Origin of the sequence: Nostoc sp. 'Peltigera membranacea cyanobiont' 232, assembly GCF_002245985.1 — a bacterium.
GTDB lineage: Bacteria > Cyanobacteriota > Cyanobacteriia > Cyanobacteriales > Nostocaceae > Nostoc.
The window spans coordinates 1-18,368 of record NZ_NOLK01000162.1 but is presented as its reverse complement, the minus strand read 5'-3'; the positions used below and the strand labels follow the sequence as shown (position 1 = coordinate 18,368).

The 18,368-nt window shown below is 41.4% G+C and carries 13 protein-coding genes; 7 read left to right on the top strand and 6 right to left on the bottom strand.

What is annotated here, in order from left to right; all coding sequences use genetic code 11:
• Positions 1–8 precede the first annotated feature (8 nt).
• Positions 9–197, bottom strand: a complete 189-nt coding sequence (locus CDG79_RS33030) for a hypothetical protein (RefSeq protein WP_094343564.1) — start codon at positions 195–197, stop codon at positions 9–11.
• A gap of 562 nt (positions 198–759) precedes the next feature.
• On the opposite strand from CDG79_RS33030, the gene CDG79_RS33025 reads away from it, so the two are divergent.
• Positions 760–3,177, top strand: coding sequence for a beta strand repeat-containing protein (locus CDG79_RS33025; protein WP_442946264.1), 2,418 nt, complete (start codon positions 760–762; stop codon positions 3,175–3,177).
• A gap of 193 nt (positions 3,178–3,370) precedes the next feature.
• Here CDG79_RS33025 and CDG79_RS33020 read toward each other — a convergent pair whose 3' ends face one another.
• Positions 3,371–6,490: an efflux RND transporter permease subunit gene (locus CDG79_RS33020; RefSeq protein ID WP_094345892.1), complete on the bottom strand. Its 3,120-nt coding sequence runs from the start codon at positions 6,488–6,490 to the stop codon at positions 3,371–3,373.
• An 89-nt stretch (positions 6,491–6,579) separates the two neighbouring features.
• A complete protein-coding gene (locus CDG79_RS33015) occupies positions 6,580–8,037 on the bottom strand; it encodes an efflux RND transporter periplasmic adaptor subunit (protein ID WP_094345891.1) in 1,458 nt (485 codons plus the stop codon).
• Positions 8,038–8,597: 560 nt separating this feature from the next.
• Here CDG79_RS33015 and CDG79_RS33010 point away from each other — a divergent pair.
• From CDG79_RS33010 to CDG79_RS32980, 6 genes are all read left to right on the top strand, one after another.
• Positions 8,598–9,479, top strand: a complete 882-nt coding sequence (locus CDG79_RS33010; RefSeq protein ID WP_094345890.1) for an Npun_R2479 family HD domain-containing metalloprotein — start codon at positions 8,598–8,600, stop codon at positions 9,477–9,479.
• Between the two features lie 125 nt (positions 9,480–9,604).
• The gene (locus tag CDG79_RS33005; RefSeq protein ID WP_094345889.1) at positions 9,605–10,720 is read left to right on the top strand and encodes an ABC transporter permease; all 1,116 of its coding nucleotides are present in this window, start codon (positions 9,605–9,607) and stop codon (positions 10,718–10,720) included.
• A 59-nt stretch (positions 10,721–10,779) separates the two neighbouring features.
• Positions 10,780–11,379 (top strand): DUF1802 family protein, encoded by a 600-nt coding sequence (locus CDG79_RS33000; protein WP_094345888.1) that lies wholly within the window; start codon positions 10,780–10,782, stop codon positions 11,377–11,379.
• Positions 11,380–11,996: 617 nt separating this feature from the next.
• Entirely contained in the window at positions 11,997–12,533 is a 537-nt protein-coding gene (locus CDG79_RS32990; RefSeq protein ID WP_094345887.1) for a universal stress protein, read from the top strand.
• Positions 12,534–12,849: 316 nt separating this feature from the next.
• Positions 12,850–13,215, top strand: a complete 366-nt coding sequence (locus CDG79_RS32985; RefSeq protein WP_094345886.1) for a DOPA 4,5-dioxygenase family protein — start codon at positions 12,850–12,852, stop codon at positions 13,213–13,215.
• A 355-nt stretch (positions 13,216–13,570) separates the two neighbouring features.
• Positions 13,571–14,974: a hypothetical protein gene (locus CDG79_RS32980; protein ID WP_094345885.1), complete on the top strand. Its 1,404-nt coding sequence runs from the start codon at positions 13,571–13,573 to the stop codon at positions 14,972–14,974.
• A gap of 298 nt (positions 14,975–15,272) precedes the next feature.
• Here the strand turns inward: CDG79_RS32980 and CDG79_RS32975 are convergent, their stop codons facing one another.
• From CDG79_RS32975 to cobA, 3 genes are all read right to left on the bottom strand, one after another.
• Positions 15,273–15,599, bottom strand: a complete 327-nt coding sequence (locus tag CDG79_RS32975; RefSeq protein WP_094345884.1) for a hypothetical protein — start codon at positions 15,597–15,599, stop codon at positions 15,273–15,275.
• A 479-nt stretch (positions 15,600–16,078) separates the two neighbouring features.
• Positions 16,079–16,675 (bottom strand): dephospho-CoA kinase, encoded by a 597-nt coding sequence (gene coaE / locus CDG79_RS32970; RefSeq protein ID WP_094345883.1) that lies wholly within the window; start codon positions 16,673–16,675, stop codon positions 16,079–16,081.
• Positions 16,676–16,702: 27 nt separating this feature from the next.
• Positions 16,703–18,304, bottom strand: a complete 1,602-nt coding sequence (gene cobA / locus CDG79_RS32965) for a uroporphyrinogen-III C-methyltransferase (protein ID WP_094345882.1) — start codon at positions 18,302–18,304, stop codon at positions 16,703–16,705.
• Positions 18,305–18,368: the final 64 nt, after the last annotated feature.

Sequence of the window (18,368 nt, the reverse complement as noted above, 5' to 3'; positions counted from 1 at the left end):
GAATGGCACTAAGTTAAGCTGAAGGGTAGGTGGCGTAAGGATTGCAGAGGAGCAGGGGGGGCAGAGGGGCAGAGGAGAATTTCTCTTGCTTCTTTCTGTATGCCTCTTGTTTCGCTTCTTCCTTCTTCTTTCTCCCCTGCTCCTCCGCTCCTCTGCACCCGTGCTACCTCAACGATTTTCCCTTTTCTTAGTGCCATTCCCCCTAGAAGCTTGTCTAATTTTGAGATGCGCTAACCCTGCATAGCTTGCCTCTCCAAAAGAATACGATGATAACAACTTCTTTCCTGCTGTTATTTGCAAATTAAATTCCTAGAAAAATGTGAAGACTTTACAAAGTGACGTATTTACGTATACATTGATTGGCAAATAATGTGAAGAGTATGCAAAGATGCTTCTTTTACTATAGACATCTAAGTAAATATTCTATATATAGTTATTGTCAGGTTATTTAGGTGTTTTTCATTTTTAAGCTTCCTACCCTACACAAGGCTGAAACCAATGCAATAACAACTAACTATCTTGCCAAAGCAAGCAAGATTGGGACGATCGCGACTGAGATTGTCTTAGATAGCTAGATAAGTGCTACTTGCAAATTGGTACACAGGATGAAGCTTGAAAGAAAAATTGCTGTGCCTCACGAGTGAGATAAAAGTATGCCGAAAATGTTCAAATTTAACGAGTTATTGGTGCGTTAAAACAGCATTAACTGCAAATTGACAACTGAAAGTTACTAAAAAAATCGATTTAGGCAGGTAGAAAATTATGGCAATTATCAATGGCACTAATGGTAATGATACCCTCAATGGGACAAACGATAATGACCTGATTAATGGTTTAGCAGGTGACGATATTCTAAATGGTAACGGAGGCTACGACACCCTAGATGGTGGCACTGGTGATGATACCTTCTACACTGGATCGGATACTTATGTCTTGGCAACTGGCGGCGGCGGTAAGGATAAATTTGTTTACGAGATTACCAATGGTCTCATTGCCATCACTGATTTCGGTGGCATAGGTAAAGGCTCAAACCCATCATCGGCGGTGATTGCCGAAGTGGATAGCTTGCAATTTACAGGTTCTGAGCAATTAGCTGCGAGAAATCTGCAATTAACTCAAAATGGTAATAACTTAGAAATCTCCTTTGAAGGGATGGGTAGTCCCAATGTGGTCTTGCAGAACTTTGCCCTGGAAAACCTAGACAATTTAGCTCAGGTTGGCAATATCCTGTTTGATGGACAAACTAACATCACAGATAGCTTTGATGTTTTCAATGCCAACTCCACCCAAAACACTATCTTCAACAAAAATACAGTCACCTTCCTTAACGACCTGAACAATAATGTTAACGGCTTTGACAACTCAGATGATGTAATTAATGGTCAAGGCGGTGATGACATCATTGATGGCAAAAGTGGCAACGACATTTTGAGAGGTGGTACAGGAAATAACACCCTTTATGGTGGTGCTGGCGACGATTACTTGAGTGTTGATTCACTAGGTGGTAGCTATAGTTCTAGCGATCCAACAAGCAATAATCTGCTCTTTGGAGGCGATGGTAATGATACTCTTTTTGCCTTTGACGCATCAGGCAATAACACCCTTAACGGTGGTGCTGGTGACGATACTTTCTATACTGGATTAGGTGAGAGTGGTAATTATAATATCTTGGCAACTGGTGGCGGGGGTAAGGATAAATTTGTTTACGAGGCTAACATTAGCACTGGTACTATTACCATCACCGATTTCGGTGGCATTGGTAAAGGCTCAAACCTTTCAGCAGAGGTGATTGGAGAATTAGATACCTTGCAATTTACAGGTTCTGAGCAATTATCTGCGAGAAATCTGCTATTAACTCGAAATGGTAATAACTTAGAAATCAGCTTTGAGAGGGATTTTGGTTCCACAGTTGTTCTGCAAAACTTTGTCCTGGAAAACCTGGACAATTTAGCCCAGGTTGGTAATATTCTATTTGATGGGCAAACTAGTATCACAGACAGCTTTGATGTCTTCGATGCCAACTCCACCCGAAGCACCATCTTCAACTTGAACACAGTCACCTTCCTTAACGACCTCTCCAACAATGTCAACGGCTTTGACAACTCAGATGATGTCATAAATAGTCAGGGGGGTAATGACATTATTGATGGCTTGAGTGGCAACGACTTGCTGCGGGGTGGTGCGGGCAATGATACTCTCATTGGTGGTATCGGTGACGATGTTTTATTGGATAATTCTGATTCCGATTTGACAGGCAATAACCTACTGAATGGGGACGATGGCAATGATTCCCTCTCTACCTCTGGTTCATTAGTCGGATACTACGTCATAGGATACAAATTCTCTGGCTATGCATCAGGCAATAACACTCTCAACGGTGGCGTTGGGAACGATACCTTGAGTGCTAACTTTTCAACAGGCAATAACCTACTGAATGGGGACGATGGCAATGATGTTCTCTCCGCCTCTGGCTACTGGGACTATGACTTCCTAACGGTTTTTTATCCTCCCTCTGGCAATAATACCCTCAACGGTGGCGCTGGTAACGATTCTTTGGATGTTGACTATTCAATAGGCGATAACCTACTGAATGGGGACGATGGCAATGATTATCTCTCTGCCTCTGGCACACAAGACGAGTCCCGCTTTAATATCCCCTCTGGCAATAACACCCTCAACGGTGGCGCTGGGAACGATTCCTTATATATTGAGTATTCAGCAGGTAATAATCTGCTTTTTGGGGGCGATGACAATGATTTGCTCTCCGCCGTCGGTGCATTAGGGAATAACACCCTTGATGGTGGCAATGGCAATGACATCCTCGTCGGTGGAAGCGGTAATGATACCCTTTATGGAGGGGCTGGTACTGATATCTTTGCTTTCAATAGTTACAATCAAGGCATTAACACTATTTCTGACTTCAACGCCACTAATGAACTGATTCAGGTATCGGCTTCTGGTTTTGGTGGTAGGTTATCAACACCTTCACTTCAGAAAAGTCAGTTTACTATTGGAGCATCTGCAACCACTAGCGCTCAACGATTTATCTATGACTCCACCACAGGTGGACTGTTCTTTGACCGAGATGGCAGTGCGGCTGGGTTTACTCAGGTAAAATTTGCCCAACTATCTGCTGGATTATCATTAACCGAAAACAATTTTGTACTCGTTTATTAGCACTGTTTTATCATTCTAGGTACGGTTGGCGAGGTGCTTTTTTAGGCACCTCGCAGGATGTTTACAAGTATTTTTGGCTCACTTAGCTCATATCTGCGTTCTTGATTTTGGTAAGCGATCGCACAAGAGGCACAGGGGCAGAAGCAAGACGATTCGGTTAAGGAGACGCGATAAATCGCCGTCTCTACAATTATTAACGCGATGGTTTTTTACCCAAACCATAACGCAATTTATCCTTAATCCAATTCTGGAAGTTGTCAATGTAGCTAAATATAACTGGCACTACCACCAGTGTTAGGAGGGTGGAAGTTGTGAAACCGCCCATAATAGCAATTCCCATTGGTTGACGAACTTCAGAACCCGCACCAATTCCCAATGCCAGGGGCAGAGTCCCTGCGATCGTTGCCAGAGAAGTCATCATAATTGGACGCAGACGTGACACACCCGATTCTATGAGTGCCTGACGCTGGGTTTTGCCTTGCTGCATATTTATGATTGTGTAGTCAACTAGCAGAATCGAGTTTTTGGTGACAATTCCCAACAGCAGGATGATACCAATTAGGGCATAAAGTCCCAGGGGTTTTTGAGCAACCATCAACGTTACCAGTGCGCCACCTAAACAAAAGGGCAAGGCAGCCATAATCGATAATGGATGAAGAAAGTTGTTATACAGCAGCACCAGAATTGCATAGATACACATTAATGCCAGCCCCAATGCACCACCAAAGCGCCCGAAAATCTCTTGCATAATTTTGGCGCTACCGGAAGGTTGCTGTACTACCCCTGGTGGTAAGTTTTGCATCACAGGTAGTTTGTTGATTGTTTCTACAGCCTCTCCCAAAGAAATCCCTTGCAAGTTGGCTTCTACGGCAACTTGACGGGCGCGATCGTAGCGGTTGATGGTAGCAGGGCCGCTACCAAAGCGGATATCTGCAACTGCTATCAGGGGAATCAATCTGCCATTTTGACTGGGGACTTGGAGGTTGGTAATTGTGTTGATATCAGCACGGGCTTTCGGGTCGATTTGGACGCGAATAGGGATTTGACGATCGCTTAAATTAAATTTTGCCAAGTTGGAATCATTGTCGCCGATGGTTCCAAGGGAAGCAGTCCGAGCGATCGCTTGTACTGTCACTCCCAAATCTGCTGCCCGTTGCGGGTTAGGAATTACTAAAATCTCTGGTTTAACCAAACTCGCAGTCGAAGACACTTCAACCAATCCACGCAGCGATCGCATCTGCTTTTCTAAGGCATCAGCAGCTTGAGTCAATGCTTGGGGATTTTCACTTCTCAGAACAATTGATAAACCTTTACGACTGTCCCCTGGTGACTGACTTTGAAAACTAATTCTAGCTCCTGGTATTTGCTCAAAGGAAGGGCGGACTCGCTCCTCAAACTGTTTTTGGGAAATATTTCGTTCTTCTCTGGGTTTGAGATTAATGGAAAGGGTTGCAGAATTGATCTCTTCTGTCGCTAGTACGCGTTCAACTACTGGGTCTTTTCGGATGATGTCAGTGGCTTGTGTGACTACCTTGTTAACATCTGACAATGTAGAACCAGGAGGTAGTTCTATAGATACGTTAGAAATACCGAAATCACCATCATCAACAAAACCCTTGGGAATCAAGGGAACCAGCATCAGGCTGGCAATAAAGAAAGCTAAAGCGATCGCCATTGTTGTCAATCTATGGCGTAACGCCCACTGGAGGAGCGATCTATAAGGTTGAAAGCCTTGATGCTTTTCATCTCCAAGTTTTCTACTTCCATTGCCACCACCTGGAAGTGTAAATTTAAAATTAAAAATTTTGATTACTCCCCCTGCCCCTCTACTCTCCTTCTTTAACAGATACGCCCCCATCATCGGCGTAACCATGCGCGCTACAAGAGTTGAGAAAATTGTGGAAACGGCAACGGTAACACCAAATGGTTGGAAAAACTGCCCCGGAATTCCACCCATAAAAGCAACGGGCATAAATACGGCAATAATCGTTGCTGAACTTGCTATTACTGCTAATCCTACTTCGTCGGAAGATTCAAAAGCGGCTTCCCAAGCTGATTTGCCCATAGCGATATGCCGTTCCATGTTTTCAATTTCCACAACGGCATCATCTACCAAGTTGCCCACCGCCAACGCTAATGCCAACAAAGTCATGTTGTTGAGGGTGTAACCAAGGGCTTGCTGCACTGCAAAAGTGGGAATTATTGACAAAGGTAAGGCAACAGCCGTAATTAATGTTGCTCGCCAGTCCCGCAAAAACACTAAAATAACGATGACAGCCAGCAGCGAAGCTTGAATTAATTCATCAATGGTGCTTTGGTAGGATTGGCGGACAATATCAGCTCTAGTAAAAATTAAATCCAGCTTGACATCTGCGGGAAGTGTTTTTTCCAGTTCTTTAACTGCGGCTTTCACTCCTTGTTCCACTGTCACCAAAACGCTGCCAGTACTACGCAACACCTGGAAAGCCACCACGGGTTGATTATTTAAGGTGGCAGCTTGGCGCACATCGCCAAATTTATCTTCTATAGTTCCCAAACTGGATAATGGTACGGAACCACCTTGTGGTAAGAGGATTTCGTAAGTTTTCAAAATATCCACACTAGTGGCACTTCCTAATGTGCGGATACTTTGTTCGCTACCGCCAACTTCAGCCCGTCCACCAGGTAAGTTAATATTCAGAGTGCGGATTTGGTCGTTTATCTGGGTAGCGGTGATACCCAGAGATTGTAAGCGGTTTGGATTAAGATTAATCCGAATTTCTCGGTCAACTCCACCGATCCGCTGAATTTGCGCCACACCACGGACTCCTAATAAGGCGCGGCTAATGGTTTGATCGACAAGATTGCTTAATTCTTCTACAGAACGCCGATCTGATTTAACTGCGTAAGTAATCACCGGGCCGCCGGCAAAATCCAGACGTTCCACAACTGGATCGTTGATATCTTGGGGTAAATCTTGACGAATTTGAGCGATCGCATTGCGGACATCATTGGTGGCGCGATCGCTATTTGTGCCCAAAACAAAGTTGATTGTCGTCTTAGAATTTCCATCGCTAACAGTGGAAACCATAAAATCGATATTACCCAACCCCGCGACGGCATCTTCAATTTTTTTCGTCACTTGGGATTCGAGTTCGGCGGGGCCTGCGCCCGGTTGGGTGACTTCGATCGAGACTGTTGGTATATCTATATTTGGGTTAATATCAATCCCCAAGCTGATGAAGGAGAACCAGCCCACCACTGTCAAAATTAAAAATAAAACTATCGTGGGAACAGGTTTTTTGATCGACCAAGCTGAAATATTAAAGGACATGAGGAAATTTTAGATTTGTCATTTGTTATTAGTCATTAGTCATTAGTCATTTGTCATCGGTTATTTCTCCCAAATCTCCCCATTCCCTTTTACTTTGCGACTCGAACCTTGTCGCCATCTTTGAGATAGCCTGCACCATCAACTACGATGCGATCGCCTAATTGCAAACCACTCTTGATTTCTACTTTGTCCTCATTTGCAGGATCTCCTAACTCTACTTTCTGGGTGCGGACTATATCTCCACTTGATAAGGTGAATACAATTACACTTGAGTCTGCTTGAGACTGGACTGCTTTTTGCGGCACTACCATCGTCATCCCAGAGTTAGTAGTAATTGCAGCATTAGCAAACATCCCTGGTTTAAGTAAAGTTGTTGGCGGTAAGTCAATTTTGACTGTAGCCTCACGCCTTTGATCGTTCACCTGTGGTTGGATGTCTCTGACTCGTCCCTGCGATCGCCCGCGCCGATCGACATCTGAAGTAATTTGCACTGATGCGCCAATTTTCACCTGATTTAATTGAATTTCGGGCACTTTTGCCTGAAGTTCTAACTTTTCATCTCGGATAATCGAAAATAGCTTTTGTGTGCCACCAATCACAGTTCCCACCTGGGTTTGCGGTGGTACACCAGTCACATCACCAACTCTAGCAAGTTTCTCAGCAATTACTCCTGCAACCGGCGCACGTACCACAGTTTGTCCCAACTGAGTTTGGAGTTGTTGCACCTTAGCAGCACTGCTGCGGACATCGGCTTTGGCTTTGTTGATGATAGCTTTGGCGTTACCAATATTTGCCTGGGCGCTACCAATATTCGCCTGGGCACTACGCAGATTTTCTTGGGATAAATTCACAACTTGTATGGCAGTTTTCACAGCGTAGGAACGAGTATCGAGTTCTTGGTTACTAATCGTTCCAGAGTCAGCGAGTTGTTGATAGCGCTGATAATTCTTGGCTGCTTCTTCTAGCTTTGCCTTAGCTTGAGCTAAATCTGCTTGTTTTTGCTGAACTATGGCTTTATTTGATGCCAAATCTGCCTGTTTGGATGCCAAATCTGCTTGTTTCGATTCCACATCGGCTTGTTTTGATTCCACATCTGCCTTTGCTTGGCTAATTTGATTTTGTAGTATGGAACCATCTAACACCGCCAATACTTGCCCTTTTTTGACAAAAACCCCTTCTTTGACATCTACTGGGATACTTTTGATTTGTAAGCCGTTTGTCTGTGGTAAAACCGGAATTAAATCACTCGCGGCTACAGTTCCAGTAGTTTTAAGGGTGCGGACAACACGGGCGGTTTCTACTGTGGCGATGGTGACTGTCATCGATGGGTTAACTTGTTTATCTGCTACCGGGCTTTGTTGACGGGATGGAAGACGACTTAATACACCCATCCCACCAAAGGCGATCGCAATTCCTAAACCAGCACCCAATAATAATGGCTTCAACCATGCCCTAGTTGGTTTTTGATCTGATTTGCTTAAAAAGCTAGCATCTTCAGAGATTACAGGTTTTTTCACCTCAACTTCTGAAATACTTTCATCGCTCACAGTCCCACCTCCACTTTCTGTCTATGCATACCAATCTTGGTATTTTCTTAAGAAAACTTGAACTTTATTTACTTCCCATCAACTATGACCCATTTCATAGTAAATGTCTTTCGCTGACAACAGTATATAATACAACTATCTTACTAAGAGTAATTACTAAGGTAAATGCTTAAAATTTTATGTAGATTATGATACAGAAAATTATCTCATCTCATCTTGCTACTCTAGGTCACACACTATATGGATTTAGATCGCTGTCAACCAATGCTTAAATATGGAAAACTGAATAAAGCGAATCTAGATTTATTTAATTAAAATCTGAACAGTCGGTGTATTTTATCAAACCAGCAAATTATTTTGTCTACGCAACTTTTAATTCCTCTAAAGCCTTTGTGTTATCAGAAAGCCATGCATCCAGGCATAGATCGAGCTAGCGTCCACAGCTACACGTGAGTTACAAAAGAGCAAACTCCATAATTCCAGCCAGGGTGGCCCTGATGATGGAATTTTGAAATCAATCAAAATCAATAAATAATTGGTATTTACCAGAGTAACCAGATATGTTCAATGCCACTGAAATTTTAATTGATGCCTTTGTAAATGAAATTCGAGAAGGCTATCGTCGCACTTATGGCTGCTTCAAAAATGATTATCAGGACATTATCGCCTGGGCTGGTAACATGGCTTTGGAAAACATTGCCAATAGCGATGCCCTTTATCACAACGTTGAACACACTGTCCTTGTCACCTTAGTAGGGCAAGAAATCTTACGTGGCAAACACATTAGAGAAGGCGGTGTTTCCAGTGAAGACTGGTTGCATTGTATTATTTCCTTAGTGAGTCATGATATTGGCTACGTTAAGGGAGTTTGCCGACAAGATCAAGAAGGAGCAGGCTTATATGCCACAGGTAAAAATGGCAGAATGGTTTCTGTAGCTCCTGGCGCTTCTGATGCCAGTCTCACGCCGTATCATGTTGATAGAGCCAAGCTTTTTATTGATGAACGTTTTGGAGGTCACAAGTTAATAGATGCTGAGGCAATTAAGAGCAATATTGAATTGACTCGGTTTCCTGTACCTGCTGCAGAAGATCATCAAGATACAAAGTGCTTTGCTGGGTTAGTCCGGGCTGCTGATTTGATTGGTCAACTAAGCGACCCGCGTTATCTGAAGAAAATTACTTCTTTATTTTACGAGTTTGAAGAAACTGGTGTAAATAAAGTTTTGGGCTATCAAACCCCTGCCGATTTACGGAATAACTACGCTAAATTTTACTGGAATGGTGTCTATCCCTATATTCAAGAGGGACTGCATTACCTATCATTGACACAACAGGGCAAACAAATTCTGGCTAATCTCTACTCAAACGTGTTTGTTGTAGAACACGAAAAACAACAGCAAGAACAGCAGCGTTATTTAGAGAAGTTAGGAGTTGGGAATTGAGAGTTGGGAGACGCGATTAATCGCGTCTGTACAGGAGTTAGGAGTTGAGAATTATTAATCATGAGTTATGAATTAAGATAAAACTTTAATAACTCATAACTTATAACTCCTAACTCCTAAATACTATGGATTGGTGGCGACGACTAAAGAAAAATCCTTTGGCACAATTTGGGGCGATTTTGCTGTTAATTTTCTACATAGCAGTAATGGCAGCAGATTTCGTGGCTCCCTATGACCCTTACGCCTCACAGCCCAATGGTTCATTGCTACCCCCAACTCAGATCCACTGGGTTTCTCAGTCAGGGCAGTTTATCGGGCCCCATGTTTATCCCACGACTCAGGGAGACACAAATTTAGAAACAGGCGATCGCAAACTCATTGTAGACTTCAAAAAGCCATCACCCCTGCATCTATTTGTCTCCGGGCCAGAATACCGATTGTTACAGATGAGTTTGCCATTACCTCCGAAGTGGGATGAAGTCACAATCTTTGCCGGTATTCCCTTAAATTGGCATTTATTTGGCACAACAACTGGCGCAAAAATCAACATCTTGGGCACTGATGACCAAGGACGCGACCAATTTAGCCGCTTGTTGCATGGCGGTCGCATTAGTATGTTTATCGGGATTTTTGGCATTATTATTACCTATCCCCTCGGTTTGCTCATCGGTGGAATTTCCGGTTATTTCGGCGGTGTGACTGATAGCGTCATCATGCGTTTGGCAGAAGTGCTAATGACTTTCCCTAGTATTTATCTTTTGGTGACTTTAGGAGCAGTCTTACCAGCTGGTTTAAGCAGTACCCAGCGCTTTTTGCTAATTGTGGTGATTACTTCGGTTATTAGCTGGGCTGGTTTAGCACGGGTCATTCGAGGACAAGTACTATCAATTAAAGAGCGAGAATTTGTCCAAGCGTCACGCGCGATGGGTGGAAACCCAATTTATATCATCCTCCGCCACGTTTTGCCGCAAACGGCTAGTTATGTAATTATCTCTGCTACTCTTGCAATTCCCAGCTTTATTGGTGCAGAGGCAATATTGAGTCTCATTGGTTTGGGAATTCAACAACCAGACCCTTCTTGGGGCAATATGCTTTCTCTCGCTAGCAATGCTTCAATTTTGGTACTGCAACCCTGGTTAATTTGGCCGCCGGCTGTACTGATTATCCTCACAGTCTTAGCATTCAACTTACTCGGTGATGGGCTAAGAGATGCCCTTGACCCCCGCAGTTTGAGAAGATAAGCCTTCAAAATAGCAAATACGAGCGCACAGATGAGTCCGATAAATCAGAGTTACAGTAGATGCTGATGGAATTGACTACAACTTTTCATGCCCTCAAAGAATGGGCTGTCACCATAAACGCCTTGGAAAGTGGCAAAACAATTATGTTGCTCCGCAAAGGTGGTATCCATGAACGAAATGGACATTTCCAAGTTGCCCACAGGCAAATTTTGCTTTATCCTACTTATGAACATCAACAAGCTTTCATGCTGAAAGCGGAGTATGCTAATTGTGTCTATCCAGTAACATCAGGTTGGCATCCTGAAACAGTTCGTATTGGTAGTTGGGCTGAAATTACCGATATTTTGCCAGTTAGTGACGAATTTCTTGTCAAGGCCTTGCTTCCTTTCCATATTTGGAACGAGCATTTTATTAGCGATCGCCTCAAATGGAAACCACGCCAGCCCCTTTATATTCTCCTCCTGCGGACATATAAACTACCCCAAGAGCAAGAAATTCCTTTTTCTCCTAAATACGGCGGTTGTAAGTCATGGATTGATCTAGATCGACCAATTGACTTGCAAGGAACAACACCAGTTTTATCTAACTTTGCATACACCCAATTAGTAGAGACAATTCGCGGGATTATTGGCGATAAGCTGTATGCCCCATCCTTGTAATAACTAGTACCGCTTCTCTAGGAGACGCTACGNCGTAATTCGTAATTCGTAATTCGTAATTCGTAATTCGTAATTCGTAATTCGTAATTCGTAATTCGTAATTCGTAATTCGTAATTCGTAATTCGTAATTCGTAATTCGTAATTCGTAATTCGTAATTCATAATTACCATTGCGTAAGGGTTTTAGACGTTTCAAGGTGGGTAAAAAGTTTTGGTCAAAAATTCCTCTGTAAGCTCTTTTCTCTGTGTTCTCTGCGCCTCTGTGGTTCAATAAAATACTTTTCTACCGCAGAGACACAGAGAACGCAGAGATTTTAAGAGTCACCTTGAAATGGCTAGTTGTATAATTTATGAGTTGACAAAAAAGCCAAGAAGTGCATAAGGAGAATGCAGAAAAAACAAGCGATCGCTTCATAACTCAAGATAAATGCTTGCTTTCTTAACAAGTTCCTCAAATTGTTTTGCTATAAGTATAAATATAGGGCGAAAATCTTTAAGGAATTTAAAATTCAAAAGTCGCTAAACATAGTTGAGGGATCGATCGTTTTTGACAATCCAATATCTGGAAACCCGAAACCGTAAAGACCAATTACCAGCAAAATCGGAGGTCTATTATGATGTTTAAAAAGATTCTAGTTGCATTAGATCGCTCGGAAATAGGACAACAGGTTTTTGAAGAAGCGTTGGGTTTAGCAAAGTTAACACAAGCTAGCTTAATGCTAGTGCATGTCCTCTCGCCAGAAGAAGACGGTAGCCCTTACGTACCTGTATTGTCTAATTTTGACTACTATCCAGGATTGAGCAGTCAAAGCTTTGAGTTATACCAAAAGCAGTGGGATACCTTTAAAAATTTAGGAATCCAGATGCTGCAATCTTTCTGTGCCCAAGCGAACACAGCAGGAGTAAGTACAGAATTTACACAAAATGTTGGTAATCCTGGCCGGGTTGTTTGTGACTTAGCCCATAGTTATGGTGCTGACCTAATTGTTATGGGGCGGCGGGGTCATTCTGGGCTAATGGAACTATTTCTCGGTAGTGTGAGTAACTACGTTCTTCACCATGCTCTTTGTTCAGTTCATGTTGTGCATCTTTCAGTTGCTGTTAAAAAAGATGGAGTTGTCAAAAAAACTACAAGTACTTTAAGCGTTAACTAACTACTACTTTTCAAACTAGTTTTGGAGTTTCGTAGTAAGCACTGAAGCGCTTAGAAAATCAGGACTTTAGTTCTTACTACGAACTTGCTTATCTATCAATTGAAACTTGACAGACTACTAAACATTGCGGAAATCATAGCCAGCCAAATGTTTATTTTGCCTATCTAGTTACTTCAATCAATGGCCTCTATAGAGTCAAATCGCCACAGCCTATCCTTAACGGCACGGTATTAGGCTAATATGGAGCGATCGCTTTTTCAGTGAAAAAGAAAAAGTCTGCTATCCAAAATTAGAGTTGAGAGCGAAAAGTGGATCTATGAAAGAAGATACTATCGAGATCGCTGGTTTTCATGCTCATGTTTACTTCGATACTGCGAGTCGAGATGTAGCCGCGCGTGTACGTGAAGGATTGGGCGCTAGGTTTGAGGTGCAACTCGGACGCTGGTTTGATAAGCCCATCGGGCCACACCCAAAAGGGATGTATCAAGTTGCTTTCTTACCGAATCAGTTTGATAAAGTCGTTCCCTGGTTAATGCTCAATCGTGAGGGATTGGATATCCTCGTCCACCCTGAAACAGGCGATGCTGTCGCAGACCACGCGGTTCATTCTTTATGGTTAGGAGAAAAGCTAGATTTGAATATTGAGTTTCTTCGACAGCTTAGTTCGACTGTATCTAATTAAGGGAAGTAACTCACTTGATTGGGTAAACAAAGTTCTGGTCTGAGGCGTAAAACTTTATTATGAGGACTAAAGTTCCCACTATAAACCTTTAATGATTTACGCCATCTTACTCATGCGATCGCAAGAAAGGGAAGATAGATAAAGTAATTCCAGATAACTGTTTATTAACATGTCCTTTGAGAATACAGCACTTCTGGCAGCTATGAGGTACATCCTCAAAACTGAAAGCGATGCTAGGAGGGGGTAAGGATGAAAACTGTATTGCACAATAGCGAGAAGCGCTGTATAAATAAGGAATCTGTTTTACAGAATGCTATGCTGTTAATCAGCATTCTCATAAAAATAAATTTTTTTGATGAAAAATATCTCTGCGAAGGAAAAAATTGCAGGCATTTCTCTATTTGGCAAACCTAATTTCAGAGTCACGAAAAAACAGATTTTATTTAGTACCCTGATTCTATGCCTTGGTTTGCTAGCACTGGGAAGTTTCTGGTTTAAATCCAGATATAAATTTGATAATCAGATGAGTGTAAAACTACAAGAATTATCTAATGTTGATTATCCCGTCAATCCCGCACCTTTAAGCAAAAACTTTCAAAGATATTCTCAGAGAAAATTAACAATTATCAAGAGAGATGATACACATTTCGATTTTGTGTTTGAGCCAACAGACACAAAAACGGCAAAAATAGTTATAAGAAATGTTGATTTAGAGCTATTAGTCCCGAAAGCACCCAAATGGGTTAAAAAAGATCGAGGTTTAGAAACAATCGCTTTTACAGACCGAGAGTGGAATAGACAACAGGTTAGTTTTCCTGCTAATTCACCAAATATAGAAATTATTGGAGGAGACGGTTTTGAAAAGCAAAACCTTGTAGAAGTAGCTTTGGCTAATAATTGTTTAAATGCTGGATTTTGGGAAATTTTACTTTTCACTAAAGATGATGGCAATAAATCCCTTTATTATCAAAGTTGGTTTACCTTCCCAATGGGACATTACAAAAATATTTTTGAAAAAATTAATAATATTTCTTATTGGCAACATTGGTGGAAATTAGAACACTGGCAAGATCCAAGTGGCACAATAGTCAAAACTAATCTTCTGAGAAACGTAATCGATCAAAAAGAAGTTTCTACTCAATTTCCCCTTGATGAAAAGATAATTGTATCGGGAGAGCAAAGTAGAAAAGTTAGAACTACGCTAGCAACAAATATCACCAAATGGAGAGATTTTTACGACAATAAAAATGAAATTAAATTTGCCAGTTTTCGACCGCCAGGATTTTACGATCAAAACAAGCCTTGGGGAAATCAATATTGGAGAATAGGCAAATTTGATAAAGCCATTTTAAGGAACGTTAAACCGATTGGCGTTGCACAAAATTTACAAGAAATAGAGTTAGTATTCACCGATACTAAAACTAATGAACCAAATCGATTATTCATCAGTGGTATCGATCTTAAAAAGCTTCCTGAATTGCCTGTAGAAGAGTATCCTAAAGGCTTATATATGCCGATGGGGATTGGGATACCTCCTTTTTATCAAAGCTACGATGAATTAACAAAAAACCATCCAGATGTCAGCCCCTACTTCAGTTTTTTACTAGATTCACAGGAGCGCTGGATAGATCATCACCATTTAGCAGTTGATGGTTCAGTGATGCATCTTGATAAAGATAACCCAAACCTTTTGCATCTTTACTTGCTATCTTACGAAAGGAATACTTTGATAGCTCATTTTTTGATAAATTTAAAATAGATATAGGACTCATATTTGATTTTTGAAATACACGTAGGGTGTGTTAGGCGTAAGCCGTAACGCACCTGACTCCAAAGTTTTGGTGCGTTAGGCTGACGCTAACACAACGCCAGTGACGCTCCTGCGTCGCTAACGCTCAAGTCGGGAAACCCGCCCACACGACTGGCTCCCCTACATATACTTAGATTTTTTCATAAATCAAATCGGATTCCTATACATCCCTTCTCTTATTCTCTAGTAAGAGAAGGAAAATCTTCATAGATGGAATGGAATTGAAGTAACTGGTTAATTTTAATATTTAGTCAATTGGTACTTGCTTAAGCAAAGCTATCCACATATCAGACGGATCTGAATAATAATCAACTTCTTCAACTTGATATTGATAAGATTCACAACCTTCTCGTAAAATAATGCGATCGCAGGGTTTAATGCCTTTACCTACTCCAGTCATATACCCTATCATTCCTTCATTGATGCGCTCAAATACGTAGTCGCTTCCATAAACTAGCTGGCTATAATCGTGTATTTTATTCTTCTGCTTTAATTCGTTTCCTGGAAAGCTAACTAGAGCTAACTTACTTAAAAAACTAAAACTTAAGTTCATACCTGTCCCGATCAAAAACATAAGTGAGTTCTCCCAAAGAAGAAATCTATAACAAATAGTTCTGGACTCAAGGTTAATCTCAATCCCTTTCAATCACCAATCTAGAATCGAACAGGTGAACAATCTAGTTAGTAATCAACCACATTGACAGCTAGTAAAGGCAATTTATCACCCAATGTCTAATTAAGCAGTTCGTTGAGAAGGTACTTAAATAATAATCTTAAAAGAAGATGAATAATTTCCAATTAATTTTTCTTAAATCTTAATTTTAGTTATTAATGCTTGAGTTAATGTTTTATTTTACTTCCTGATATCTCTTGACCAACAACCATCTAAATTTACAGTACCATCAATCGCAGCTTCAACTGTAAAATCACCGAATTGTTGGACAAGATTGGGTCAGATATGACATTCTTTTACTTAACTAGATAACTTTAAATTTGTAAAGATTTTATATTTTGAAAATTCCATCTATGTATATTTTTGACGATAAATAGAATTTACTCCTTACTTGTGCTTTTTAGAGCTACATCTATCTGCTTCAGTAGTACTTCTAGGGTGGAAGAATTATCTAAAATTATATCTGCATAAGCCACTTTTTCTTCAATAGATAATTGGCTATTGATTCGAGCTTGTGCCTGTTCTCTATTTAAATGGTTTCGCTGGATCAATCTTTGTAGTTGTTGTTCTTGGGAACAACGCACTACCCATATTTCTGTAACCAAATCAGTCATTCTTGCTTCAAATAATAGAGGCACTACTAACACCAGTGTTTCTGAGGAAGATAGAGCAATTGCTGTGAGGAAGCGATCGCGCACATTAGGATGAATCAAATTATCTATCCAGTTGCGTTCATCTTGACGATTAAAGATAATTTCGCCTAGCTTTTGGCGGTTGAGGCTGCCATCTGGAAGTAAAATTTTTTCGCCGTAACGTTGAGCGATCGTACCAAGAATAGGCGAACCTAAAGATACTGCCTCTCTTGCATAAATATCTGCATCCAGAATCGGCAGATTATAAGAGCTAGCTAAATAATTGGTGACAGTGGTTTTGCCTGTGGCAATACCTCCGGTTAAGCCGATTATACGTTTGGTCATTTGTCATTTGTCATTTGTCATTGGATATTAAGAATTGGTTGCCCATGTTATTAGTGCTTGGGTTAAACCATCTAAAGTATACTCTTGGGCTTCTACATCTACACGCCCGAATAAAGCATGACAGGTTTTAGAGGTTTGAGGCCCGATAGAGGCAATACAAACGCCCTCTAATAATTCACTAGCATCAGAGTTATTGGAAAATATCTTGTCAGTCAGCTGACAGAAAAATTGCACAGTTTTAGAACTGGCAAAAGTAATTACATTTACCTTACAGTTTTGGAGAGCTAATTCTGCGGCAGGTGGAACACCACTAGGACAACAAGATTGATATGCAGCAACTTCAATTACTTTTGCTCCCTTGAGAGTTAATTCCTTAACCAAAACTTCTCTTCCGCCGCTTTCGACTCTGGGAAATAAAACCTTTTTACCATCCAGTTCCTCTGGGAAATTTTCTACTAAAGAATCAGCAACAAAGTTGGGAGGAATAAAATCTGCTTGGAGAGAGTATTGTTTGAGACTATGGGCTGTTTTCTCGCCAACTACAGCAATTTTGACACCTGCTAAGATACGAGTATCTTTACCTTGGGCGATTAACCTTTCAAAAAAGTAATCTATGGCATTGGTAGAAGTGAGAATTAACCAGTCGAAATCAGATAAATGAGCGATCGCATCATCCAAAGCTACCCAACTGGAGGGCGGGCCGATTTCTAATGTAGGCATTTCGATGACTGATGCACCTAATGCGATGAGGCGATCGCTAAATGTACTCGACTGTCCAACTGAACGTGTCACCAAGATTATTTTACCAGTAAGGGGAAGGGGAGATAGGGGGAAATTGTTTGACATAGCAGAGGGGCTAAAAGTTTTGGCTGTAGTCGAATCCTGACAACCTATTTTCTCAGGTTGTAAGTACTTATTTAGCCCAACAACTTCGCCAACAACAATTACCGCCGGGGAAAGTGATAATCCGGTGGTTTGTTCCAAAATATTGCCTAGTTGCGCTATCCAAATTTGTTGATTAGGAGTACCTGCCCAACGGATGATGGCAATGGGTGTTAAGTGCGATCGCCCGTTTCGCACCAGTTGATGTACAATCTCTGACATATGTTGCCCTCCCATCAAAATTACCAGTGTCTCTAAGCGTGAGAGTGCCTCCCAGTCTAAAACCTCTGGTTCATGAGCTGTAAGCACTGCAAAACAACGACTCAATACCGGATCTGTAAGCGGAATTCCTGCTAATAAGGGTGCTGCAAGGGCTGAGGAAATTCCTGGTACTAGTTCAAAATCACAACCAGATGCCTTTAAAGCCTCAATTTCGGAAGTACAACGCCCAAAAATCAACGGATCGCCTGATTTAAGCCGTACAACTTGTTTTCTTTCCTGGCAATACTTTACTAGTAACTTATTAATCTCACCTTGGGTTGTGCTAGGTTTACCACCGCGTTTCCCGACATCTAACTTTAAGCAATTAGGTGGTACACACTGCAATAATTGAGCATCTACCAAAGCATCGTAGACTAAAACTTGAGCAGCAGCTAAAAGATTGTAAGCTTTTACCGTTAGGTATGCCACATCTCCAGGCCCAGCACCTACAAGGTAGACTTTGCCCCTTTCTTTAATCTTTGTCATTGGTCATTTGTCATTTGTCAATAGTTATTTTTCCCCTGCTTCTTTCCTAGTCCCCAATCCCCAG